Origin of the sequence: Methanobrevibacter ruminantium, assembly GCF_016294135.1 — an archaeon.
Lineage (GTDB): Archaea > Methanobacteriota > Methanobacteria > Methanobacteriales > Methanobacteriaceae > Methanobrevibacter > Methanobrevibacter ruminantium_A.
Map to the genome: position 1 here is coordinate 1 of NZ_JAEDCO010000004.1, position 25,032 is coordinate 25,032.

Sequence of the window (25,032 nt, forward strand, 5' to 3'; positions counted from 1 at the left end):
GTTATGGCAGGTGGAAAAGGCTTAAGATTAAAGTCAGATATTGAAAAGCCACTTTATCCTTTAAATGATAAGCCATTGATGAGTTATGTCTTGGATAATATTAATGAATCAGAATTAATTGAAAAGACAGTTGTTGCAGTCAGTCCAAATGCTCCAAACACAAAGGAGTTTTTAATAAATGAATTGGATTTTTCAAATTTTGATGATTCATTTTATGAAAGTGAAAAAAATAATTTTTATTTGGATACTTTAGGTAAAGGTTTTGTTGAAGATCTTTCTAACATTTTGGAAATTTTTGAGTCAAGGTCCAAGGATGACATTCTGATTTTCATCAATGCAGACTTGCCATTGGTTGGTGCGGATATTCTTGATGAAATCTTAAACTATTATTTAAGTCAAGACAAACCTGCATTATCAGTCTCAGTTCCAGTTGAAATTTTTGATGAATATGCGATAAATTATTCCTATGAATTTAATGGAAATGTCCCTTCAGGAATTAACATACTTCGGAGTGAAAATGTCGTTCAGGACGAGCAACTTTTAATTATTTCAAGGCATGAGTTAATTTTTAATGTAAATACTATCGAGACAGCTATATTAACCAATAAATTTTTATAATTTTCAACAACTTTTAGATTTTTAAGCATATTTTTTAGCATATTTTTTAGCATATTTTTTACTATTTTCATTAATCCAATTTTTTATATTTTTTTAGTTTTTTTCAGTTTTATCCATTGTTATATTATTTGAAAATAAGAAATTTTTAAAATTTTTTATTCTTTTTCATTTATTCCCATTATATTTTACTCTTTTTTAGATTTTTATACTATTTTTCTTTATTTTTACTAAAAATATCAATAACTTTATATATTTCTTTAAATATAAACAGTATTAAGGTAAACTAATCTATATTTTATTAAAATTAGTTATTTTAAATTGAGTGTTTTTATAAAAAACTAAAACACGAATCATACCTTCAATCATTTTTATAAAATTTATCGGTGAAAATATGGAAAATGCTGTTGCTAAACCTAATACTCATAGAAGAGAAGAAAAATTATGGAGTGAAATTAAAAGCTATCAAGTAGCTACTAATAATGCTCGTATTTTAGGAGTGCTTGATGAGTTAATTATTAATGAAAAAACTGGTAAAATCGTGGATATTGCAGTAAAAGTAGAAGCTGGACGTAATATTCATGTAAAAGGTGCAAAACGTAGAGGAGATTTATTATTAATCCCATTCACCAAAATAGAAAAAGTTGGAGAATTTATTATTGTAACTGAATAATTTTTCTAATTTTCACTTTTTTTATTTTTTATTTTTTCATTACACTTAATTTAAATTTACACTTAATATAACTATTTTTAATTGATTTGGTCTATTTTTTCTAATTTTTGTTTTATCATTTTTATTTTATCTAAACTATTTTTTCAAAGATCTACTTTTTTTACAGAGACTTAAATTAAAAATGTAATGTTTTTATATAATAAAATAAATATACTATTGTTATATAAGGTTGTTATATAATGCCGTTATAACTATTGTTATAACAGTGTAATAATGCTTTTTAATTTAATTGATATTAATCTTAGTAATTTAAATCAATAAGGATTTGATATAATGTTACTTGAAGTAAAGAATTTAGTTGTTGAAGTAGAGGGTAAACGTGTTTTAAATGGCGTAAACCTTGCTATAAGAGAAGGGGAAACCCATGTGCTTTTAGGTCCGAATGGTGCGGGAAAAAGTACATTATTCTTAACTATCTTGGGGTTCCCAAAATATAAGGTTGTAGAAGGATCTATCATATTCAATGGAGAAGACATCACTGATTTAACAACCACTGAAAGAGTTCAAAAAGGTCTTGGAGTAAGTTTCCAAAACCCTCCGGCTATTCGTGGAGTTAGTGTAAGGGACTTATTGAAATTCGAATCCAAGCAAGACCCTGATGAAGAATTGAATCCAAGAATGCAAGAGCTTGCTAAAAAATTAAAATTCAGTGATGAATTCTTAGACAGAGATGTTAACAGAGGATTTTCCGGTGGGGAAGTTAAAAGGTCTGAAATTCTCCAATTGCTTGCTCAAGGACCACTTTTCACCATGTTTGATGAACCGGACTCCGGTGTAGATATTGAAAATGTTGAATTGTTAGCTGGTGAATTGAATGTTTTATTGGATAAGGATAAAAAACCTGGTCAAAGGAAAAAGGCAGGTTTGCTTATTACTCACTTAGGTTACATTTTGAATTTTGTTAAAGCAGATAAGGCACATGTATTGATGCATGGTGTAATTGCTTGTTCTGGTGACCCGGATGAAATTTTAGAAGACATTAGAAAAGAAGGATTTAAAGGATGTGTTGGTTGTGCAGAATGTAACTCATGATGCTGAAAAGGCTAAAGATAAAAAGGCAGCGTTAGGTACAGATGTTGTCATTGAAAACTTCACTACAGAGGACATTAATGCTTTTGATGTAATTGATGACTTAAAAGATATTGGCAAGAAAACTCAAAAGACTATCCTAAAAGTAGGGGTAGATGCTAATTCTGAAGAAAGAGCAGGTTCTTTTGTTCAAATGGATCAATCAAATATCTTTTCACATTCCATATCTGATTCCATTGAACTTATGAACTTAGGTGTTGCATTGGATAAGCATTCCTGGTTGAAGGATTACTTGTGGAAAGCTGTAAAACCTGATGTTGATAAATACACTGCACAATGTGCGTTACAAGAATCTGAAAATGATGCATATAGTGGTTATTTTGTCAGATCATTACCTGGAACCAAGGAAATATTCCCAGTTCAAGCTTGTATGTTCATTGCAGACCAAGACGTTATGCAAACCGCTCACAACATTGTCATTGCTGAAGAGAATTCAGAACTTCATTTGATAACAGGTTGTGCAACTGGCGATGACATTTCCTCTGCACTTCACGTAGGCGTTTCTGAAATTTACATAAAACCTGGTGCAAAAGTAACTTTCACTATGGTCCACAACTGGGCTGAACAAGTGGAAGTACGTCCGAGAACTGCAATTTATCAGGAAAAGAACAGTACTTACATCAATAATTACATTTTAACCAGTCCAGTTAAATCTATTCAGTCTTATCCTACCACTTACTGTAATGGTGAAAATGCAAGGGCATTATTCCAAAGTATTCAAAGCGGTATCAATGACTCAATTATTGATATGGGTTCAAGAGCTATTTTGAATGCACCTAATACCAGTGCTGAGATCATTTCCCGTTCTGTTGCTAATGATCATTCCAGAATCTATTCAAGAGGACATTTATCTGGAAATGTTCCTAATGTAAAAGGTCACTTAGAATGTCATGGATTGGTTTTAGATGACAATTCCTCCATTTATGCAGTTCCAGAACTTGAGGCAAATGCAGCAAACCTTGAAATGTCTCACGAAGCAGCAGTTGGTCAAATCGATGAAGAAGAGATTTACTACTTGACTTCAAGAGGATTGACTGAAGAGGAAGCGGCTTCCATGATTGTTAGAGGTTTCCTAAGCATGGACATCACTGGTTTGCCAGATGAATTAGCTGCTGAAACTCAAAAAATGATTGACATGAGTTTAGATGGAATGTAGTTCAAACTTTTAGAAAAAGTTTGAACAAAATCTTTTCATTAGTTGGGAGTAAATTGCTCTTAACTCTCTCTTTTTATTTTTCTATTTTTTTAACTTTTTTTACAATTTTTCATGATTTTCATTATGAGTTTTAATCATTACTTTTATCATTTTTTCATTCATTTTTTTCTAAAAAAATTTTTATTTTCCTAAATTTTTAATTTTTCAAAAATTTCTCAAATTCTTTTATTTAGGTATTCCTTAATTTTAAGCCATTTTTTCAAATTTTATTCTTGATTATAAAAATTGTTTTAATGTTTTAAAACTTAATTTATTTTTATTTAAATTCTTCATTTTAGATTTAAGTAAAATTGATTTGTTTTTTCTTAATTTTTATTGGTAAAAATGGTTATTTTCCAATAATATTTCGTATAAATAAAAATAAATTTTTTAGTTATGTAATATCTTTTTTAAAAAAAGTATTATACTATATAAATCTTGTGTATTCCCTTTCCAAGTAACCTTTATATTTAATATTTAATATAATATATAATCAGTACATTAATGTTAAGCTGAGCTAGCTCATTAGCGTACGATGATTTGAGATTAAAGTATGCCTTAACATACTTTAATATAGATTTGAAAAACTTTTTTAAAAAAGAAATTAGATTGAAATCTATAACTTTAAAAATTTTGATTTGATTTTTAAAGTTTAAACGGAATTCTTGAATTTTTTGATTTGGATTCAAGAAGGTAATCTATTAAGATTTTTGATTTGGATCTTTATAGATTAAAAATAGTGAAAACTATTTATGTTGAATATCTCAATTATTTCAATTTTAATAAAGTTTAATATTTTCAATCGGTATTAAATGAATTGAATTGTATTAGTTTTGATTTGATAATATGGTTTAATGGTTATTGGATTGAAATAGTTGGATGAGTCTTAGATTAAATTAAATTTTTTTAGGACTATAAACTAAAATTTTAATAGAGGAGGATAAACTCTATGTCTGAAGATGTAAAAATTGTAATGTTTTGTTGTAACTGGTGTTCCTATGGTGGAGCAGATACTGCAGGTACTGCAAGAATGCAATACCCACCTAACATTCGTGTTATTAGAGTAATGTGTTCTGGAAGAATTGACCCTCAGTTTATTTTAAAAGCATTTAGAGACGGTGCTGATGGTGTATTCGTAGCAGGATGCCACATGGGTGACTGCCACTACGATGCAGGTAACTATAAACTTGACAGAAGAATGAGATTAGTTTATAAATTAGTCGAAGATATGGGAATCGGAAGAGAAAGAGTCCACCACGACTGGATTTCTGCTTCTGAAGGAGAAAAATTCGCTAGTTCTGTAAAAATGATGGTAAACAGAATTAAAGATTTAGGACCTTCCCCATTAAAAGCACAATTAGATGCTGAAGGATAAATTTAAATGGAGGATTATTTATGGCAGATAAAGCTAAAGTAGGAACTATGTGGCTCGGAGGTTGTTCCGGTTGTCACTTATCCATTGCGGACTTTCACGAATCTTTATTAGATGTTTTAGAATTAGCACAATTCGAATTCTCACCGGTATTATGTGATACTAAATATGATGAAGTACCTGAATTAGACGTACTCATTGTAGAAGGTGGAATTAGAAACGAAGAAAACAGAGAATTAGCAGAAATGTTAAGAGAAAAAGCTGGCCTCGTTATTGCATACGGTACTTGTGCTGCTTACGGTGGTATTCCTGGTCTCGGTAACTTACACACTGTAGAAGAATTAACTACTGAAGGTTACATTAACTCTTGCAGTACTGTAAACCCAGAAGGAATCATTCCTAACGAAGATGTACCAACCTTAGAAAGCAGAGTAAGACCATTAGGTGAAGCAATTCAAGTTGACTTAATGATTCCTGGTTGCCCTCCAAAATCTGACGTAGTAGCTGAAGCTATTCTTACCTTATTAAACGGAGGAACTATCGAATTACCAACCACTAACCTTTGTGAAGTATGTCCTAGAGAAAAACCACCTGCTGGACTCGCTATGGACTTCATTAAAAGACAATTTGAAGTTGGTAAACCAGAAGATGATTTATGTTTAATTGCTCAAGGTTTAGTATGTATGGGACCTGCAACCGTATCCTTATGTGGTGCACAATGCCCAAGTATTGCTATCCCATGTAGAGGTTGTTACGGACCTACCGCTAAAGTAAACGATGCAGGTGCAAAAATGATTTCTGCGATTGCATCTGACTACGGTATTAACGAAGATAAAACCGTAGACCCTGAACAAGTAGCTGACCAATTAGATGATATTGTAGGTACTTTCTACACTTACACTTTACCAGCTGCTTTAGTCCCTGCTAAAATGCAAAAAGGAGGAAAATAATATGGTAAAACTTACTATGGAACCTGTAACTCGTATTGAAGGTCACGCAAAAATTACTGTACACCTTGACGAAGCAGGAAATGTAGAAGACACTAGATTACATGTTATGGAATTTAGAGGATTCGAAAAATTCTTACAAGGACGTCCAGCTGAGGAAATACCTCGTATTGTACCTAGAATCTGTGGTATTTGTGATGTACAACACCACTTAGCAGCTGCTAAAGCTGTTGACCAAATCTATGGATTTGATGATGACGAAATCTTACCTGCTGCTTACAAAATGAGAGAATTAATGAACTGGGGATCTTTCATGCACTCTCATGCTCTCCACTTCTACTTCTTAGCAGCACCTGATTTAGTCATTCCTGACGGAACCAGAAAAACTAGAAACGTTTTCCAAATTATCCAAGATATGCCGGAAGTTGCTTTACAAGCTATTAAAATCAGAAGAAACGGTTTAGATATTGTATCTGCAACTGGTGGTCGTCCAATTCACCCAACTTCCTCTACTCCTGGGGGTATTTCCACTGAATTAGATGAAGAAACTCAAGCTGACTTATTAACTAAAGCTAAAGAAAACGTAGAATTAGCACAAGCTACTATTGAATTAGCAGTACCTATCTTAGAAGAAAAAATTGACTTAGTCAAAACCTTAGGATACTTCGGTGACACCCGTCACTGTGGTATTGTAACCAAAGATGGTGACTGGGACGTATACAACGGTAAAGTAAGAATAAAAGACAAAGACGGTTCTATTTACACTGAATATAACAACCTTGAATACAAAGATATTATTGCTGAACATGTAAAACCTTACTCCTGGTTAAAATTCCCTTACATTAAAGAATTAGGATACCCAGAAGGTATTTACAGAGTAGCACCATTATCCCGTATTAATGTTTGTGACAAAATGCCTGATGCAGCTCCTTTAGCACAAGGTGCTTTAGAAGACTTCAGAGACAAATTCGGTTACGCACAATACCCATTATTATTCCACTGGGCAAGATTAATCGAATTATTAGCTTCTGCTGAAATGGCTGTAGATGCATTAGAAGGTGACTTATCTGGTGATAAATTCCCAGAAGCATTAGAAAGAACTGCTGGTGAAGGTGCAGGTATTGTAGAAGCTGCTCGTGGTACTTTAATCCACCACTACACAACTGATGACGAAGGTTTAATCACCCAAGCAAACATCGTTGTAGCAACTATCCAAAACAACCCTGCAATGGAAATGGGTATTCAACAAGTAGCTAAAGACTACATCAAACCTGGCGTAGAAGTAGATGACAAAATTTTCAACTTAATGGAAATGGTTATCAGAGCTCACGACCCATGTTTATCTTGTGCTACCCACACTATGGATAGCCAAATGAGATTAGCTACTGTAGAAGTATATGACAGTGAAGGAAATATGATTAAAAAAATCTAACTTTGGAGTGTTAAAATGATAGTATTCAATGAAAATAGCTGTATTAAATGTGGAGCATGTGAAGGCGTTTGTCCTACAGCAGCTATTGAAGTAGGCGATCACATCGTTTACTGTGATACTTGTAACGAAGAACCTAAATGTGCAGAAGTCTGCCCTAACGGTGCTTTACAAGTAGAAGACATAGCTATTGATGAAGAAGGAAACACTCAAGTTAGATTAATCTTTAACAAAACCAAATGTGATGAATGTGGAGATTGTGTAGACGCATGTCCTTCCAAAACTCTTAAATTAGATGCAGAAGATTCCCAACTCCTCAAAGGATTCTGTGTAATGTGTCAAAAATGTGTTGACATTTGCCCTGTAGACGTTATCGGAGTTCCTGGAGTAAAAGAACCTGCAAGCAGAGTTATTGAACCAGAAGGACCTGTATACATTGATGATTGTAAAGGATGTGGTGTATGTGTAGCTGAATGTCCTGTTAATGCAATCACCTTATCTGCTTACGGAGAACCTATCGAAGTAGATGAAGAAAAATGTATCCAATGTGGAGTATGTTCACAATCCTGTCCATGGAATGCAATTTTCATCGCAGAAAATGCAAACCCTGCTAAACGTACTAAAAACATGAAATCATTCACTTTAGACGCTGAAGCATGTATCGGTTGTAATTCCTGTGTTGACATTTGTCCTGGAAGTTTCATCACTCCTAAATCTGACTTGACTGTAGATCTTCCAGAAGCATGTGCTGCATGTGGTCTTTGTGTAAATGTATGTCCTGTAGATGCAATTGACTTAGATGTTGAATATGGTGCATCCAAATTCAGTTCTAGCGAAGGTATCTGTTGGGAAGAAGAAAAATGTCTCTTTGACGGTGGTTGTGCTTTAAAATGTCCTACTGAAGCTATAAAAGTAGTTACAAAAAGAGGAATGGAAGTACCTTCCCGTCAGAAAGATATGGGCGAACAATCTTTCACCATGTGTGTAAGATGTGGTGCATGTGCTAACGTATGTCCTAACGACGCATTAATCTTAGACTATGTAGACAAAGAAATTGATGGTGAAGTAGTATCTAGAGATAGAATTATCTTCAACCCATCTAAATGTGACGAATGTGGAGAATGTATTGACGCATGTCCATATGATATGTTACACAAAGCATACAAAGTTAACTTACCTATTGCTGGATTTTGTACTCTCTGTGAACAATGTCTCGAAAAGTGTACTCCTAAATCCTTAACCTTAAAATAGGTAGGCTCTAAACACAAAACAAAATTAAACCTAAATATTTAGGTATAAGGCACTTAACAATGGGGTTAAGTGCCTTTTTTTATTTACTTTTTTTCTTTTTTGCAATGATTTTACTAATTTTTCAATGAATCTTATTTTAACTAAAATTTTTCATTTATTTTAATCAAATTTATTAAATATTAAATTAAATATTAAATTAATTATAAAATTATAATTTGTTTGATTAAAAATTTTAATCATTGTAGAAATTGTTTTAAATTAAAATTATTTTAAAAATACTAGTGATTTTATGTTTGATTTAGTTTTAAAAAATCTAAAATTATTGGATTATTCTGATGGTATGTCTGTAGCTATTGAAGATGGGAAGATAGCTAAAATATCAAAATCTTCAATTGAAGGATACAAGGAAATAGACCTTAATGGACAGTTAGTTTTGCCAGGTCTTATTGACCCTCATGTTCATTTTAGAGATCCTGGATTGACTTATAAGGAAGATTTCAAAACCGGTTCTATGGCTGCGGCTCATGGCGGATTTACATTTGTTATGGATATGCCTAACACTGTTCCAAAAACCAATACATATGAAGTTTTTAAGGAAAAGCAGAAGATTGCGGAATCAAAGTCTATTGTTAATTTTGGACTTCATGCAGGATATTCCACCCTTGATGAAATGGAAAAAATTCTCGAATTGAACCCAATGTCCTTTAAGGTATTTATGGATTTGGAAACTGATGCGAATTTAGATAAAATTTTTGAAGACATTTCTAAATTGGGAGAAAATGCAATTAAAAAGCCAATAGTGACGGTTCATGCTGAAAAAAGGGATATTGTTTTGGAATCCACTAAAAACTTAGCAGAAGAGAGTGAAGCAATTGCATATAGTTATGGCAGACCTGCAGAATCTGAAGATGCATCTGTATCTCAAGCGATTGAGCTTTCTAAAAAATATGGTGTGGATTTACACATTTGCCATTTAAGCACTAGAAATGCGATGAATTTAGCCATTTCCAACAATGTCAGTTATGAATTTACTCCTCATCATTTATTGTATGACAATACAGCATTCAATGAATTTGGAACACTTATAAAAACCAATCCTCCTTTAAGGGAAAAAGGTAAAAACGTCACGATCAATGACTTAAATGCAAACTCAATGATCGGTACAGATCATGCTCCTCATAGTTTAGAAGAGAAGACCAAAGGAGTTTGGGATTCAAGTCCGGGGATTCCATCTTTGGAAACAGTATTGTCATTATTGTTGACTGAAGTCAATAGATCAAATCTAGATTTAAGTTTAATTCCTAAGATATTTTCAGAAAATGCCGCTAAAAGGTTTAATCTTGTGAATAAAGGTTTCATTAAAGAAGGATATGATGCTGATTTAGTGGTAATTGACTTGAATAAAGAAGGAATCTTCGATATAGATACTTTCTATACAAAAGCGGAGTACTCTCCATTTGATGGGCTTTCATATAAAGGTAAGGCAACTATGACAATAGTCAATGGAGAAATAGTTATGGAAAATGATCTTTTAATCTAATTAGCTCATTTTCTATTTTATTTTTTAGCTCTTTTTTGTTTTTCATTTATTTTTTTCATCTATTTTTTCATTTACTTTTTTTCACTTTTTTATTCACTTTTTCAATTTGCTTTTTATTTTTATATTTTTAATCTTAAAATTTCTTTTTTATTAATTTTTAACATTGATTCAAATTTGTAAAATTGTCATAATTTTGAGTCAATTATTAATTATAATTCTTATTTTCTAATTTAAAAGCTTTATAGAAAATCTTTTTATTAATAAAAACTATATATTATAGTAATTGCAAAAAACATCGATTTAAGAATGTTTTTTTATAAATAGTTACATATAGTAAACAGATTAATGAGTATAAAAATCTAGTAAAAAATCAAGTTTAAAAAATTAAGCTTAAAGAGATTAATTATAAAAATTCATCAGTTGTGATTATATGACTTCTAAAGAAAGTGATGAAAAAAGAGTTACTATTGTTATTGATAAGAATTTAGATTACAAGTTTAGAAAAATGGCTTCTCAAAAATTTAGATTTGAGCCTAAATGGTACAGTAAAGCTATGGAAGAAGCAGTTCATTTATGGATTGAGGATAATATCGATGAGGATTTTGAATAGTTCTAAAAAATTCTGCTTTGGATTTTTGGTTTTAATTTTAAATAGTTTTATAAATTTTAATCATTATATTATATATTATGCCTTCAATAGATTTTATAAAAGAGATTCAAGAGAATGATAGGAAAACATTCTTCAAGGATTTTGAAAATTCAAAAAAATATTCCCAATTAGCTTCTGATGAGGAATTTTTAAAGAAATCCTCTAATTCAAGACCATTAATTGCAGATTTTACAGAGTATTCTCCACTTCACAATGGTCATTTTCACTGTATGAAAACTGCAAAGGAAAAAATCCCTGATGGTTTATTTGTTGCTGTCGTTCCTGGATTGTTTGAAAGAAGCGGTAGAGGATTACCTTACATTTTACATAGAAAAACAAGGGCGGAAATAGCTATTGCTGTAGGTGCAGATATTGTTGTTGAAGGGCCACCTATGGGAATTATGGGATCTGGCCAATACTCTTTATGTTTAACAAAAATGTTCCATGCATTAAACACTGATTTCATACCAAGAGGCTACAGGCCTTTTGATGGTTATGAAAAGATATTGGATAGGATTTCTTTAGGTCACGGTGTAGCTCCAAAACCTTATAAAATCGTTGATATGGATACTAAAGAAGTAATCTATAATGGAAAACTGGAAGAGGATAATTACGTTATAGTTTCATTTTCAAAATCATTGAAAAAGATAGGATTTGATTTTAAGGACAAATTCATTTTTGTTCCACGTATTGAAGGCGTAAGTGGGACTTTGATTCGTAAGGCTTGTTCAGAGAATAATTTAGACTCAGTAAAATCAATGCTGCCAGGTGAAACACTTAGGATTTTAGAAAGGGAAATCAATGAGGATAGAGCACCACTGCATGATTTAAGAGTTGAAGAATACATTATTGATTCTGCAAACAATTTGCCTTATGCCGATTTGCTTAAATTAAATTTCTTTAATGAAAAGTTGGCTAATGAATTAGTTCAAAAGCGTGAGGAAAAACCATTCCAATCACTCTCCGAAATTGAAAGTTCCCTTTTCTATGGTTTTAGCAGCCATTTTAAAAATAGGGTTTTAAGCATTTTAGAAACAAGAATCAATGCAGACATGATTTCTGAATATATCAATAATTACCCTAGCACTGTACGTGTCTTAAATTATAAAAATGAGGATGTTTTAGAGGAATTTAAAGAAAAAGTATTTGAAAACGGCAATAGATTTGTAAAAAATATAGTTGCTGATTAATATCCCTATTTTTAAAATTTTTTACAATAAGTTTTAGCATATTTTTTATTAAATTTTTTCTAAATTTTTTATTAAATTAGTAAACATTATATAATATCACTTATTAAAAATATATAATGAATATTTGATTAATTAAAAAATTTTATTTTAATTAGCTAGATATTTTATATTGATATTAAATTATTAAATTTACTATTCAATTTTATTATTAATTACATTTGATTATTTTGAACTGTGAGTATGCTGTGAAGTAAAGACATATCTTAATATTTAAAAATGTAATTTGTTTTATAATAAAGATTATAGGAGAATTATTTATGGCAATTAAAGAAGGAGATTTTGTAAGATTAAATTTCACTGGAAAAATAAAAGAAACTGATGAAGTATTTGATACTACTTCCGAAGATATCGCTGAAGAAGCAGGTATTTTAGTAGAAAATAAAACTTACGGTCCAATCCCAATTATCGTTGGAGGAAATCATTTATTAAAAGCTATTGATGATGCTATTATTGGAACTGAAGCGGGAGATGCTGTTCACGTGTCTGTAACTCCTGAAAACGGTTTTGGTCAAAGAAACCCTAACTTCATTCAATTAATTCCAATGAAAGAATTCAAAAAACAAGGTATGACTCCTGTTAGAGGTATGAAAATCACTGCAGATGCAGGTACCGGTAAAATCATTTCTGTAAACGGTGGAAGAGTTAAAGTGGACTTCAACCACGAATTAGCTGGTAAAAACTTAGAATATGATGTTTCTGTAGTTGAAGTTATTGAAGATGATGAAGAAAAAATCAAAAGTATGATTGAGTTACACTACTCCTACCCTAACATGGATTTAGACAAAACTGAAATCAAAATCGATGGTGACAAAGTAAGTATCAAATTAGATGAAATCACCAGATTCGATCAAAAATCATACATGGATGTAACTTTTGCTAGATTCAGAATTTCCAAAGACATTTGGGACAATATGGATTACGAAAAAGTTGAATTCGTAGATGAATTCGAGAAAAAGGTAGAAGAACCTGCTGAAGAAGAAGCAGAAGAATAATTATTTTAATTATTTTTCATTTTACTTTTTACTTTTTTTATTTTCTTTTTTATTATTTTTAACTACTTTTTATAACTATTTTTATCAATTTTTATCCTTATTCTAATAGATCTTTTTACTTTTTTTTTTAAATATGTATTAAAAAAATTTAAATTAATAAAATGAGTTTATATTTATTAGTAAAATTAGCATTAAGTCAAATAAGTCAAATAAGTCAAATAAGTAAAAAAAGAAAAAGAATAAAAATTAATTGAAGTGTTAAAAAAAGAAAAGATAGAGAAATAATTTCTCTATTATTTTAATTAATTCAATACGTTAGTAATGAATTCTCCAGGATTTTGGACTAATCCTGTAAGAGCTTCTATGAAACCAGCGTAATCTCCACTTAATCTGAATAAGTAAATTACATATAAGATAAGTAATAGTATTAAAATGATTAAGATGATTGCAAGAAGGATTTCAGTGAATGAAAGTTTTTCGCTTTCTTCTTCCACTGGATATTTGTGCATCTCTTGGATATTTTCTAGTTCATCATAGTCATCATAATCGTATTTTGATTTTTTAGATCTTCTGAAGCGACCTCTTTTTTTGCTTTGCTGTTCTAGTTCGTAGTTTCTTTCAATTCTTCTTTTGAGTTCCTCATAACTTTCAGCATCTCTTTGAGGAACTCTTCTTCTATTATGGGATGGAACTATAAAGTCTTCTTCGTATTCATCTCTAGGGTTGATATAATATTCATCATCCCTTGGATAATTTCTAGGTCTTTGTCTTCTAGGTGCTTCCTCATATGCTGCACGTTCTTTTTTCGCTTGTTTCTTCCTTCTCCTTTTTTCTTTAGGAGCTCTAGACCTAGGAGGTTCTTCAACAACTTCTTCAAGAAGTTCTGGAGGAACTACATCCTCTTCTTCATCATAATATAAATCTTCTAAATATCTTTCATATTTTGCTTCAAGTTCATTACTTGGGGTTTCACTAGGAATTGGTTCATAATAATAATCCTCATCTATGTCTCCAGTATGAATAGGTTCAATAGGAGGTCTGGTTGGTTGAGGTTTTGCTTTAAGTTTTCTTTCCTGTTCCCTATATTCCGGTACAGGTTCAGGAATAGGTTCAGGATTTTCGTAATAGCTATCCTCATCTCCATCTTCTTCGTAAGTTTCAACATATGCAGTTTCATATTCATAATCAGTTTCAAAGTTTTCAGGAGCTTTGTCAACTGGTTTTGCAATCTCTTCTGCAACTTGACGTTCCTCTGCTTGAATTGGAGTAATTGGTTCAAATAAATCTGCAGGTTCTTCATCTACTTCTGCAGTTTTTAGAGAATCTGCTTTAGTTTCTTCTGCCACCATGGTTTTTGCAATGATGTCATTTAAACAATCTTTACAATAAATGCTTCCACCAATCTCCACACTACACTCTGGACAAATTGCTTTTCCACAAAATGAACAATTTGCCACAGCCTCTCTATCTGGGTGATTATGACATTCCATATTAACACTTCATTTTTGTCCTTGTTTATTATATTATGAGAAAAAATATAACTTAGTGTTATATCATTATAGTGTTATATATTTTTAGTTTTAATTATTATTAAATTTATCTTTTAAAATTTTTTTTATTTTTTTTTAATTTTTTCGTTGTATCTTTTTTCAGTCTCATTATTTTGAAATATCTTTTTCATTTGTTTTCTTCATTATTTCTTCAGCTAATATTTCAGAAGCTATGAGATCATCTGCTGTAGCTAAAAAACTGCCTAACTTATCACTTTCAATTTTGAAATTTATTACATTTCCATCCAAGACGCTTTGTACAAATCCTTCATTATCCACTTCAAGGGATTTATAGACAATTTCAGCGTATTGGGAATCTTTATATTCCATTTTAATATTTGATTTGATGTTCATCCTTTTACCTGATAAATTTTTTAAGAAATTAAAATTCTAATACAATCATTGTTTTGTAATTTCAATTATAAATTTTTTAATCATTTTATTTTTATTTTCATTTTAACATTTTTTTAATCATCATTATTTTAAATTCATATGATATCTTAAAATTATATATGATATAGGGTAACATTTATTAATGTTTAAAAAAATATATAGTAACATTCTATCTAACTTTATAAATTAATAATATATAATATTCATATATTAAAATCAATTATTAATTTTCTCAATTTTATATGGCTAGGATAGGAAAGTATGATAATAAGAATATAATTATAGCTTATATTTTCTTAATATGGGATTATACTTTGCAAAATAGCTATTATTTCTTTGTTCTGATAGAACAATTACTTTTCGGCTTTTAGCTGATTAAAAAATTTCAAGAATTTTTGTGTATTTTAGATTAGAACTTAATAAAGCATTAATAATGTGCAATATTTAGAAATAGCTTTGTACAATAGCTTTCCACACAATAAATTCTTAATTATGATTATATGGAGGACTAGTAATGGTTCGTGCTTATTCAAGAAGAGAATATATTAGAAAAATACCAAATAACAGAATTGTTCAATATGATATGGGTAACTTATCCGAAGATTTCCCTGTAAGAGTATCCTTAGCAGTTAAAAAACCAGCTCAAATTAGACACAATGCTTTAGAAGCAGCTCGTATTGCTTCTAACAGATACATGCAAAGATCTGCTGGTAGATTAGGATACCACTTAAAATTAAGAGTATACCCTCACAACATCGTAAGAGAAAACCCTATGGCAACCGGTGCAGGTGCGGACAGGGTACAAAGTGGTATGAGAAACGCTTTCGGTAAAGCGATTAGTGTAGAAGCTTTAGTAAAAACCAATCAAAAAATCATGTCTATTGATGTAAACCCTAAAAACTTCCAAGACGCTAAAACCGCTTTAAAAAGAGCAGGTATGAAAATGCCTGTATCTTGTAGAATTGTTATTGAAAAAGGTGCAGATTTAGTCAAATAAGTCTTGGGCTGTTTGAAAAATCTCTAAATTTTTCATTTATCAATATTCTTAATTTTAATTTAATAAAAAATTAAAAATCTTAAAATATATTTATTTGGACTTTAATTTAATATCCAAACGTCATAATCATTCAATTATTGAAAATTGATTAAGGACTATTGTTTAAAAAGGAGCAGAACAATGTACGTTAAAAAATTTGAAGATTTAAGTAAAGATGATTTAGGTATTGCTGGCGGTAAAGGTGCTAATTTAGGTGAATTAACCCAAGCAGGTATTCCAGTCCCTCCAGGATTTGTTGTGACCTCTAAAACTTATGATAAATTTATGAGAGACACTGGAATTTTTAGCAAGGTTATGGATATTTTAGACCAAGTAGATATTAATAACACTAAAGAGCTTCAAGAAGCTGCAGAAAAAATTAAAACAATTATCATTGAAACTCCTATACCTGATGGAATTTCCACTTACATTACTGAAGCTTACAACCAATTATCCGAAAGAGTTGGAGAAGAAGATGGTGCTGATGTAGCTATTCGTTCTTCCGCAACTGCTGAAGACTTGCCAGAAGCTTCATTTGCAGGTCAACAAGATACTTTCTTGCACGTTCAAGGATTAGATAATGTAATTGAATATGTAAGAAAATGTTGGGCTTCCTTATTTGAAGCAAGAGCTATTTTCTACAGAGAAGAAAATGACTTTGAACACTCTCAAGTTTACATTGCAGTAGTTGTTCAACAAATGGTAGATTCCGATAAGGCAGGTGTTATGTTTACTGTAAACCCCTCCACTGGTGAAAACATTGCTTTAATCGAAGGTTCTTGGGGACTTGGTGAATCTGTAGTTAGCGGATCTGTAACTCCTGATAACTACGCTGTAGATAAAGAAACTAATGAAGTATTAAATGTTACCATTAGTGACAAGAAAACTATGTTCACTAATGAAGAAGGCGGAACCTCCATTCAAGTTGATGTTCCTGAAGATTTAAGGAAAGAAAGAGTTTTATCTGATGAGGAATTATTAGAGCTTGTTGCAATGGCTAAAAGAGTAGAAGGTCATTACGGCAAACCTCAAGATACTGAATGGGCATTCCATGATGGAAACTTATTTTTATTACAATCCAGACCAATTACTACCTTAGGCGATTCTAAGAAAGAAGAAGCTGAAGAGGAAGAAGTGGATTTAGAAGTTTTAATCAGAGGTCTTGGTGCAAGTCCTGGTTTAGCATCAGGTACTGTTAAAGTTATTTTAAGTCTTGATGAACTTGATAAGGTTCAAGATGGAGATGTAATGGTAACCACTATGACCACTCCTGATATGGTGCCAGCTATGAAAAGAGCTACCGGTATTGTAACTGATGAAGGTGGAGTAACCTGTCACGCAGCTATTATCTCAAGAGAATTAGGAATTCCTTGTGTAGTAGGTACTGGAGACGCAACAACTACCTTAAAAGAAAATGATGAAGTTACTGCTGACGGTAAAAAGGGTTTAGTATACAAAGGTATCATTAAAGGTGCTGAAAGTGAGGAAGCAAGTGCTGGTGCAGTTCAAGTGTCTGCAACTCCTTTAATCACTGTAACCGAAGTTAAAGCTAATGTAAGTATGGCTGAAGCAGCTCCAAAAGCAGCAGCAACCGGTGCAGATGGTGTAGGATTGCTCAGAACTGAACACATGATGTTATCCACTGGTGTTCACCCAAGAAAATTCATCCTTGATGGTGAAGAAGACAAATTGGTTGATACAATTGCTGAAGGTGTTTTAAAAGTAGCAGATGAATTCTATCCAAAACCTGTGTGGTACAGAACTCTTGATGCTCCTACTGATGAGTTCATCACCCTTGAAGGTGGGGAAAATGAACCTAGAGAACACAACCCAATGTTAGGTTGGAGAGGTATCAGAAGAGAATTGGATGAACCTGAAATCTTAAAAGCAGAATTCAAAGCAATTAAAAAGCTTCACGATAAAGGTTACAAAAACATTGGAATCATGATTCCATTATCACAACATCCTTCTGAACTCAGAAGAGCTAAGGAATTATGCAGAGAGGTAGGTATGGAACCTCAAGTGGATGTTGAATTTGGTATGATGGTTGAAATTCCTGCAGCAGCTATCTTGATTGATGAATACATTGCAGAAGGAATTGACTTTGTAAGTCTTGGTACCAATGACTTGACTCAATACACTCTTGCAGTAGACAGAAACAATGAGTTTGTTGCAAAACACTATCGCGAAGAACACCCTGCAGTAATGGCTTTAATTGAAAGAACCATTAAGCATTGTGCAGCAGCAGGTGTAACTTGCAGTATCTGTGGTCAAGCAGGCAGTGTACCTCATATTGTTGAAAAACTTGTTAAATTTGGAATTACCAGTGTATCTTCCAATACTGATGCAGTAGAAGAAGTAAGAAAAACTGTTGCAAGAGCTGAAAAGAAAATCATGCTTGATGCAGCAAGAAAACAATTATAATTCTAAATTGACTTGGATTTAAAAGTTAAATCTTTTAAATCTTTATTTTTTTATTTTTAAATTATTTATTATTTTTTTAATATTATTTTAATTAATTGACTTCTTTTTGTTATTTTCCATAAATTTATTAAGCAGTTGTTTTAATAGTATTAAAAAATAATAAATTCTGGATTTTGATAATGAATTTATTTTAACTCAAGGTAATTTTTATGAATGAAAAACCAATATCTCATGATGAAATTTTCAATCAATTGGATAAATTTCAGGCAATGGATTGCAAATATTCTGATGGCAGGATTTTAGGTTCTATGTGTACAGAAGCGCATCCTATTGCTAAAGAGGCTTTTTTCAAATTTATAGATTCCAATTTAGGAGACCCTGGTCTATTTAAGGGAACCAAATTATTGGAAGATAAGGTCTTAAAGATGATTGGATCCTTCTTATCCATTGAAAATCCTGTTGGCCATATGGTAACTGGTGGTACTGAAGCCAATATCATGGCAATAAGGGCTGCAAGAAATCTTGCAAGAGATAATAAGGGAATTAGAAAAGGAGAATTAATAGTTCCTAAATCAGCTCATTTTTCCTTTAAGAAAGCAGCAGATATGCTTGATTTGAAATTGATTCGTGTAGACTTGGATGAGAATTACCGTATTGATCCTAAATCTGTTGAAGAGAACATCAATGAAAATACTGTAGCTATTGTAGGTATTGCAGGCACTACTGAGCTTGGAATGATTGATCCTATAGAAGACTTATCTAAAATAGCTATTCGAAATGATATTCATCTACATGTGGATGCAGCATTCGGTGGTTTTTCAATTCCTTTCCTAAAAGATAAAGGATATGGCTTACCAAACTTTGACTTTTCACTTGAAGGTGTCAAATCCATTACAGTAGATCCACATAAAATGGGGCTTTCACCAATTCCTTCCGGAGGAATTTTATTCAGGGACCAATCCTATTTGGATGCAATGTCTGTTGATTCCCCATACTTGACAATCAAAAATCAATCTACCATTGTAGGCACTCGTTTAGGCGCTTCTGCAGCTGCAACATATGCTGTAATGAGTTATTTAGGACAAGAGGGTTATGCAAATAATGCTATTGAAGCATTGGAAAAAACTCACTTTTTAGTAGATAATCTTAAAAAATTAGGTTATGAGCTTGTTGTCGAGCCTAAATTGAATATAGTTGCTTTCAATCACCCATATTTGGAGACTTTTGAATTGGCTCAATTGCTTGAGGAAAGAAATTGGAAAATATCCTGTTCTTCCTATCCTAAAGCCATTAGAGTCATCTTAATGAATCATATTAAAAAGGAACATTTGATTGACCTTTTAAATGATTTGGATGAGATAAACAAATCTATTTAATTACTTTACTTTTTTTTAATTCTATTTTTTTAATATTTCTTTTTTTAATATTCTTTTTACAATATTCTATCTTTTTATATTCCTATACTTTTTATCTAATTTTTTAATTTTTCATCACATTTATAGGCTTTCATGTATATAATTAATATTTTTATATTATTTGCTTTGATGTAATTTCATTATATTAAATATATCTTAAATTATTCTGTACTTTTTTAATAATGCATATGATTTAATTATTCGTTATTTTAATTAAAACATATTAAATTTTTTAGCAGATTTTCACTTTTACACAATTATTATTTTCCACACTTTAAAATAATTTTTTCATAGGAAAATTTTATAAATTTTAAAAAAATATCTAATTATATGAAAAAAATACAAACTCCCCTTAGTGATGATGTTGTAAATGATTTGAAAGTTGGGGATAAGATATCTCTATCCGGTTTAATGTATTGCGGTAGAGATGCAGTATTGCCAAAATTAGCTAATTCTATAGAAAACGATGATACAGAAGAATATCCTTTTGACTTTAAGGGTATGGCTATCATGCATACTGCATTTAGCGTTGCAGGAATTGCTCCAACTACAAGCAATAAGGCTGAAATAGAATCATCAATTCCAACATTATCCCGTGCTGGAGTGAAATTTCATATAGGAAAGGGATCTTTATCTGATGAGACAAAGGAAAGCTTAAATAAGTATAATTCTGTTTTTATTGTCACTCCTCCAGTAGCTGCACTACTTACAAATAATGTCATTTCAAAAAAATGTGTGGCTTATGAAGAGGAAGGGATGGAAGCTTTCTTTGAATTGGAAGTTAAGGACATTCCAGGTATTGTCGCTATTGCTCATGGAGAGTCTTTATAGCTTATTTTTCAGTTTGGATTAGATAATCCATTCTCTATTTTTCTCCCTATTATTTTTCAAATGCTCTTTTTAATTTTATATACTATTTTTTAGATAATATTAATTAGAACTTTTTAGGGGTATTTAAATGCAACGAAGGGGAACAACTAATCTGCCACTGCATGGAGGGCATACACCAAGATGGTTATTTGATAGAATGACTAATTTGTCTGGTGCAATTTCTGAAGTGGTGATAGAAGAATATGGAACTAATGAATTCTTAAACAGAATATCTAATCCTTATTGGTTCCAAGCATTCTCATGTGTGATTGGTTTTGATTGGCATTCCTCTGGAACAACTACAACCACCCTTGGTGCATTAAAATCCTCAATTGATCCAGAAAAGCATGGAATATATATCTCTGGAGGTAAAGGGGCTGCTTCCCGTAAAACTCCTCAAGGAATCGAAAGGGCAGGAGAGATATTCAATCTTAAAAGCTCTAATGTTGAAGACATGATTCATTCAAGCAAGTTATCTGCAAAGGTTGATAACTCATGCCTACAGGACGGCTATAATTTATATGTCCATAATTTCTTCATCACTGAAAAAGGGAATTGGGCAGTAGTTCAGCAAGGAATGAACACTGCAACAAAATATGCAAGGCGTTACCATTGGATGGGTGAAAATGTTACAAGTTTTTTAGAGGACCCTCATAATGGAATATCCTGTGATAAGAAAGAGACTGAATCTCTGAATATGGCTTCTAAGGATAGTGTTGAAGCACAAAAGATTAGTGTTGATTTGATTAATGACAATCCGGACCATTTAAGGAGTTATTTTAAAAGAAAGGATTCTAATCAACTTCTTTTAACTGATTTTAGCATAGAAGAGACAAATTCCCTTACTTTGCCAGAACATCATCAAGTCTTGGATATGGATTTATCTGATAAGGAATTTGAAGTTTTAAAGAATGCTTGGGAAATACAGCCGGAAAAGTATGAGGACTTGATTTTGCTTCAAGGTATCGGTCCTAAAAAAATAAGGGCGTTGGCTTTAATTTCTGATTTGGTCTTTGGAGAGCCTGCAAGTTGGAAGGATCCTGTAAAATATTCCTTTAGTCATGGGGGAAAAGACGGTTTTCCTTATCCTGTTGATAGGGATGTTTATGACAATTCCATAGCTACTGTAAAGGATGCTCTTTATCAGGCAAAACTGGATAAGTATGATAAAATGAAAGCTTTAAAACGTTTGGATGACTTTATTTCTTAGGTGTTATTAGATGTTATGGTGGGAAAGATAAATAAATTATTGTGAAATAATTTATTCTTCTTTATTGAGTTTTTTTCTTGCATTATTCTTCTTTATTGATTTTTCTATTTTCATCATGGATATTTACAGTTTTTCCATGAGCTGTTGGAATAACTTCAAATACGGGATTTTCGAATTCCAAATCAAATTCCTTTCCGTCCATCAAAAGATGTTGGAAAATTGCAAGTGCTGCAACTTCAGAATGAGGTTGTGTTGTTACAGAAACATTCCAATCAGCATTCTTATAGACTTTTGTAGGTACTTTTGCTCCACCAACGATGATTAGAATATCATCACCAGTTCCACGCACTTCATCTACAATTTCATGAGCTTGAGAACCATACATGGTCAAATGAACAATTTTTCCTCCATTTTCTCTCCAGTTCATTATAACTTCCATATATGAATTGTTATATTCGATTTCAAAGTCTCCTCCCCATCTGTCTGCAATATCTCTTACGCTTTTCATCATGCTATGGTCTTCTTCTCCTGCCAACCATACTTTACTTGCACCAAAAGCTCTTGCAGTTAAGCATACATGGGTTGTGATACGTGTGTCTCTTCCTATTCTGTGATCTAATCTTAAAACATTTATATTCATTTTTTCACATCTTTACAATAAGATAATTTGATAATTTTAATTTTTCATTTTTGTTTTTTTAATTATTTATAATTTTTAAGTTTTTTTTTTTTATTTGATTTAATAATTTAAATTAAAGAACTGAAATTTATTGAAATCAATACTAACATAGCGAGCAATGAGAAAAGTCTGCCTAATTCATTAGAGGTTCCAAGAACATCCCCATTTGCAATTTTAAGATGTTTTTTAGTTATTAATGCGGTTAATGCTCCTCCAAATGCGCCTCCAATGATACCTAAAAGTCCTATGTGAATTCCAGGTACTAAACTTAACTCTACAGAAAGTATAAAACATATGATTAATCCAACAACATAGTTCTTCAAGTTCATGTACTTTATGAAATATTTGCCGATTCCTTCTTCTGATGCTTGGGAGCATATGCAACAGGTTGTTAGGCCTATCTTTGCAGCAATTTCTGCTACAATAATCAATAAAAGTAAATTAAAGCCAACTGCATATGAATAATTAATCAAAGAGGTATATGCTGCAATTGTGATTGTTCCTGCAATGAATCCAGTAGCTATTCCTCCAACTCCAGTCATAGGATCTTTCATAATGCTTAATTTTTTCTCTGGGGATCCGTGGACCATAACCCCATCCCCAAAGTCCATAAGCCCATCAAAATGATTGAATCCATTTATCAATAATAAAAATCCATAGATTATTGCAGCAATCAAAATTGGGTCAAAATGGATGAATTTTGCTAATATGAATGCAATAATTGTGGCTATTAATCCTATAAGACCATTTAAGACTGGCCAGAACCAAGTTAGCCTTGCCATTTCATCAATAGTTGTGTAAATGTTTAAAGGAAGTATTGTTGAAAAAGTCAATAATCCTCCAATTGAACGTAATGTTGAAGGGCTTTGTTTTTCAAAGTAGTCATCATTATTTTTATCTTTCATATTTTCAAATCCATCCAAATTCTTTAATAATCCATCAATTCTTTAATTTCCATCAGTTCTTTAATAAATCATCATGATAGTTAAAAATTCATTCTTCAAGTATTTTTGTCATGCATCCTGCTATCAAGCCAGCAAATGTGTTTGATAAGACCGGTCTTAATCCATATAATATTCCAGGTTTCTCTTTTGAATATCTTCTGAAGTTCAGCAAAGCTTTAGTTCCAGCTATTTGGTTTGCAATTGATGCACCAATAATCTCATCTGGGTAGAAATGAATCAATTTTTCATTTAAGTCTATTTCACGGACTCTTCCTTTTTGAAGATCTTCTTCCAGTCTAATCGCTGAAATTAATAGTGCATTGATGTTTTTATCGCTTATTGATTTAAGCAGTTGCTTTTCTAATTTATCTTTCAATTCACCGGTTTCTTCAGTATTTTCCAAAAGACTCATTCCAACTTCAATCATGTCTCCAATTTGGATTCCTTTACTTACAAGATAATCAAGTATTCCGATGTTCAAATCAATCTTTTCCAATGAGTCTTCACAACTTATGACCACAGCATCTTCAATTCTTTCAATAAATTCATCTAAATCTATGTCATCATCTTCATATTCCATATTGGTAATGTCTAAACCGATTTCCATTATATAATCTTGATCTAAAGTCTCTTCTGGAAGATTGGATGCAATAACAAGGAAATCATTGTTGTTTAAGATATGATTAATATGAGCTGGCAAGTGAAGAGATTCAAAGAATTTAGCCTTTTGCTTAGTTGCAACCTTATAAAGTTGAATGAGTAATTTTGGGCTGAATGCATGATTCAAAAGGATTATATGTCCAAAGTCAACTTTAGCATTCTCAAATCCTTTCCAACTATTGACAACTTTCAGGTCATTGTAAAAATCCTGAACTTCAAGGTCATTGGAAATTACAGTAATGACAGTTATATCATCATAGGTATTGCTTATAAAATCTATTTTATCAAAGCTTTGAGCGATATAACCTCCATCAATATCGTTATTTTCTTTATATTCTTCAGTGATTTCCATCAGTTCAACATCATTTAATGGTTCATCCTCATTTTCTCTATTGAAACTGATGTAATTATCTGACAAGACCATGATGTTTTCTATGATGTCAATTCCATCACTTATTTCCAAATCACTGAATGTCAAGAAATAATCTGGATTATTAATGTATAAAGCATCTTCGTTTTTAATCAATTCACCATTCACAAGCTTGTTTTTGATGCTTTGGATTTTCTTGTTGCTTCTATTGCTTTTACTTTTTTTAGACAATTAAATTCCTCTTTTCAATTGCTTTGAATCTTCATTTAATGATTTTTCTAATTTTAGATTGATTATCTATTATCAATCGGATAACCTGTTGTTATTGAATATTTAATGAATATATTTTTATAACAAATATTATTTAATTGTAATTATATATAATATTTTAGAGAATTTAATTTAGATATTTAATTGAG

General features: G+C 31.4%; 22 protein-coding genes. 17 read left to right on the plus strand and 5 right to left on the minus strand.

What is annotated here, in order from left to right; all coding sequences use genetic code 11:
* The 12 genes from VW161_RS01965 to VW161_RS02020 all read left to right on the plus strand — a co-directional run.
* Positions 1–618 (plus strand): NTP transferase domain-containing protein (locus VW161_RS01965; protein ID WP_325192673.1); only part of this gene is annotated, 618 nt, incomplete at its 5' end.
* Positions 619–1,009: 391 nt separating this feature from the next.
* Complete coding sequence (locus tag VW161_RS01970; RefSeq protein ID WP_292777407.1) at positions 1,010–1,288, plus strand: PRC-barrel domain-containing protein; 279 nt, start codon at positions 1,010–1,012, stop codon at positions 1,286–1,288.
* Between the two features lie 333 nt (positions 1,289–1,621).
* Positions 1,622–2,380 (plus strand): ABC transporter ATP-binding protein, encoded by a 759-nt coding sequence (locus VW161_RS01975; RefSeq protein WP_304087938.1) that lies wholly within the window; start codon positions 1,622–1,624, stop codon positions 2,378–2,380.
* Entirely contained in the window at positions 2,352–3,593 is a 1,242-nt protein-coding gene (locus VW161_RS01980; RefSeq protein WP_304087937.1) for a SufB/SufD family protein, read from the plus strand. The genes VW161_RS01975 and VW161_RS01980 overlap by 29 nt, the downstream gene beginning before the upstream one ends.
* A gap of 988 nt (positions 3,594–4,581) precedes the next feature.
* The gene (locus VW161_RS01985; RefSeq protein ID WP_295605478.1) at positions 4,582–5,007 is read left to right on the plus strand and encodes a hydrogenase iron-sulfur subunit; all 426 of its coding nucleotides are present in this window, start codon (positions 4,582–4,584) and stop codon (positions 5,005–5,007) included.
* Positions 5,008–5,027: 20 nt separating this feature from the next.
* Positions 5,028–5,954: a F420-nonreducing hydrogenase gene (locus VW161_RS01990; protein ID WP_295605476.1), complete on the plus strand. Its 927-nt coding sequence runs from the start codon at positions 5,028–5,030 to the stop codon at positions 5,952–5,954.
* Position 5,955: 1 nt separating this feature from the next.
* Positions 5,956–7,383 (plus strand): Ni/Fe hydrogenase subunit alpha, encoded by a 1,428-nt coding sequence (locus tag VW161_RS01995; RefSeq protein WP_304087934.1) that lies wholly within the window; start codon positions 5,956–5,958, stop codon positions 7,381–7,383.
* A 15-nt stretch (positions 7,384–7,398) separates the two neighbouring features.
* Positions 7,399–8,631 (plus strand): 4Fe-4S binding protein, encoded by a 1,233-nt coding sequence (locus tag VW161_RS02000; protein ID WP_304087932.1) that lies wholly within the window; start codon positions 7,399–7,401, stop codon positions 8,629–8,631.
* Between the two features lie 289 nt (positions 8,632–8,920).
* Positions 8,921–10,171, plus strand: a complete 1,251-nt coding sequence (locus tag VW161_RS02005; protein WP_304093596.1) for a dihydroorotase — start codon at positions 8,921–8,923, stop codon at positions 10,169–10,171.
* Positions 10,172–10,601: 430 nt separating this feature from the next.
* Positions 10,602–10,781 (plus strand): hypothetical protein, encoded by a 180-nt coding sequence (locus VW161_RS02010; RefSeq protein ID WP_304087930.1) that lies wholly within the window; start codon positions 10,602–10,604, stop codon positions 10,779–10,781.
* An 86-nt stretch (positions 10,782–10,867) separates the two neighbouring features.
* The gene (locus VW161_RS02015; RefSeq protein WP_442919847.1) at positions 10,868–12,010 is read left to right on the plus strand and encodes a nucleotidyltransferase family protein; all 1,143 of its coding nucleotides are present in this window, start codon (positions 10,868–10,870) and stop codon (positions 12,008–12,010) included.
* A gap of 317 nt (positions 12,011–12,327) precedes the next feature.
* Positions 12,328–13,062, plus strand: a complete 735-nt coding sequence (locus tag VW161_RS02020; RefSeq protein WP_304087928.1) for a peptidylprolyl isomerase — start codon at positions 12,328–12,330, stop codon at positions 13,060–13,062.
* A 302-nt stretch (positions 13,063–13,364) separates the two neighbouring features.
* On the opposite strand, the gene VW161_RS02025 is transcribed toward VW161_RS02020, so the two are convergent.
* The gene (locus VW161_RS02025) at positions 13,365–14,552 is read right to left on the minus strand and encodes a B-box zinc finger protein (protein ID WP_304087927.1); all 1,188 of its coding nucleotides are present in this window, start codon (positions 14,550–14,552) and stop codon (positions 13,365–13,367) included.
* 168 nt (positions 14,553–14,720) lie between these two features.
* Entirely contained in the window at positions 14,721–14,966 is a 246-nt protein-coding gene (locus tag VW161_RS02030; protein ID WP_325192675.1) for a KEOPS complex subunit Pcc1, read from the minus strand.
* A 553-nt stretch (positions 14,967–15,519) separates the two neighbouring features.
* Here VW161_RS02030 and rplJ point away from each other — a divergent pair.
* From rplJ to VW161_RS02055, 5 genes are all read left to right on the plus strand, one after another.
* The gene (gene rplJ, locus VW161_RS02035) at positions 15,520–16,002 is read left to right on the plus strand and encodes a 50S ribosomal protein L16 (protein WP_295605458.1); all 483 of its coding nucleotides are present in this window, start codon (positions 15,520–15,522) and stop codon (positions 16,000–16,002) included.
* A gap of 180 nt (positions 16,003–16,182) precedes the next feature.
* A complete protein-coding gene (gene ppsA / locus VW161_RS02040; protein ID WP_304087925.1) occupies positions 16,183–18,465 on the plus strand; it encodes a phosphoenolpyruvate synthase in 2,283 nt (760 codons plus the stop codon).
* 209 nt (positions 18,466–18,674) lie between these two features.
* Positions 18,675–19,841, plus strand: a complete 1,167-nt coding sequence (gene mfnA / locus VW161_RS02045; RefSeq protein WP_304102196.1) for a tyrosine decarboxylase MfnA — start codon at positions 18,675–18,677, stop codon at positions 19,839–19,841.
* Between the two features lie 369 nt (positions 19,842–20,210).
* The gene (locus VW161_RS02050; RefSeq protein ID WP_304102194.1) at positions 20,211–20,711 is read left to right on the plus strand and encodes a fumarate hydratase C-terminal domain-containing protein; all 501 of its coding nucleotides are present in this window, start codon (positions 20,211–20,213) and stop codon (positions 20,709–20,711) included.
* 127 nt (positions 20,712–20,838) lie between these two features.
* Entirely contained in the window at positions 20,839–21,960 is a 1,122-nt protein-coding gene (locus tag VW161_RS02055; RefSeq protein WP_304102191.1) for a DUF763 domain-containing protein, read from the plus strand.
* A gap of 82 nt (positions 21,961–22,042) precedes the next feature.
* Here VW161_RS02055 and VW161_RS02060 read toward each other — a convergent pair whose 3' ends face one another.
* From VW161_RS02060 to VW161_RS02070, 3 genes are all read right to left on the minus strand, one after another.
* Entirely contained in the window at positions 22,043–22,600 is a 558-nt protein-coding gene (locus tag VW161_RS02060; RefSeq protein WP_304093602.1) for a tRNA (cytidine(56)-2'-O)-methyltransferase, read from the minus strand.
* 107 nt (positions 22,601–22,707) lie between these two features.
* A complete protein-coding gene (cobS, locus tag VW161_RS02065; RefSeq protein ID WP_304087003.1) occupies positions 22,708–23,544 on the minus strand; it encodes an adenosylcobinamide-GDP ribazoletransferase in 837 nt (278 codons plus the stop codon).
* Positions 23,545–23,632: 88 nt separating this feature from the next.
* Complete coding sequence (locus tag VW161_RS02070) at positions 23,633–24,844, minus strand: phosphatidylglycerophosphatase (RefSeq protein WP_304087000.1); 1,212 nt, start codon at positions 24,842–24,844, stop codon at positions 23,633–23,635.
* Positions 24,845–25,032: the final 188 nt, after the last annotated feature.

Coding starts and splice junctions, on each gene's coding strand:
- VW161_RS02030 (WP_325192675.1), bottom strand. CDS start 14,966: ATGAACATCAAATCAAATATTAAAATGGAATATAAAGATTCCCAATAC.
- VW161_RS01995 (WP_304087934.1), top strand. CDS start 5,956: ATGGTAAAACTTACTATGGAACCTGTAACTCGTATTGAAGGTCACGCA.
- mfnA (WP_304102196.1), top strand. CDS start 18,675: ATGAATGAAAAACCAATATCTCATGATGAAATTTTCAATCAATTGGAT.
- VW161_RS02005 (WP_304093596.1), top strand. CDS start 8,921: ATGTTTGATTTAGTTTTAAAAAATCTAAAATTATTGGATTATTCTGAT.
- VW161_RS01975 (WP_304087938.1), top strand. CDS start 1,622: ATGTTACTTGAAGTAAAGAATTTAGTTGTTGAAGTAGAGGGTAAACGT.
- VW161_RS01985 (WP_295605478.1), top strand. CDS start 4,582: ATGTCTGAAGATGTAAAAATTGTAATGTTTTGTTGTAACTGGTGTTCC.
- VW161_RS02020 (WP_304087928.1), top strand. CDS start 12,328: ATGGCAATTAAAGAAGGAGATTTTGTAAGATTAAATTTCACTGGAAAA.
- cobS (WP_304087003.1), bottom strand. CDS start 23,544: ATGAAAGATAAAAATAATGATGACTACTTTGAAAAACAAAGCCCTTCA.
- VW161_RS01970 (WP_292777407.1), top strand. CDS start 1,010: ATGGAAAATGCTGTTGCTAAACCTAATACTCATAGAAGAGAAGAAAAA.
- rplJ (WP_295605458.1), top strand. CDS start 15,520: ATGGTTCGTGCTTATTCAAGAAGAGAATATATTAGAAAAATACCAAAT.
- VW161_RS02000 (WP_304087932.1), top strand. CDS start 7,399: ATGATAGTATTCAATGAAAATAGCTGTATTAAATGTGGAGCATGTGAA.
- VW161_RS01990 (WP_295605476.1), top strand. CDS start 5,028: ATGGCAGATAAAGCTAAAGTAGGAACTATGTGGCTCGGAGGTTGTTCC.
- ppsA (WP_304087925.1), top strand. CDS start 16,183: ATGTACGTTAAAAAATTTGAAGATTTAAGTAAAGATGATTTAGGTATT.
- VW161_RS02060 (WP_304093602.1), bottom strand. CDS start 22,600: ATGAATATAAATGTTTTAAGATTAGATCACAGAATAGGAAGAGACACA.
- VW161_RS02025 (WP_304087927.1), bottom strand. CDS start 14,552: ATGGAATGTCATAATCACCCAGATAGAGAGGCTGTGGCAAATTGTTCA.
- VW161_RS02055 (WP_304102191.1), top strand. CDS start 20,839: ATGCAACGAAGGGGAACAACTAATCTGCCACTGCATGGAGGGCATACA.
- VW161_RS02010 (WP_304087930.1), top strand. CDS start 10,602: ATGACTTCTAAAGAAAGTGATGAAAAAAGAGTTACTATTGTTATTGAT.
- VW161_RS02050 (WP_304102194.1), top strand. CDS start 20,211: ATGAAAAAAATACAAACTCCCCTTAGTGATGATGTTGTAAATGATTTG.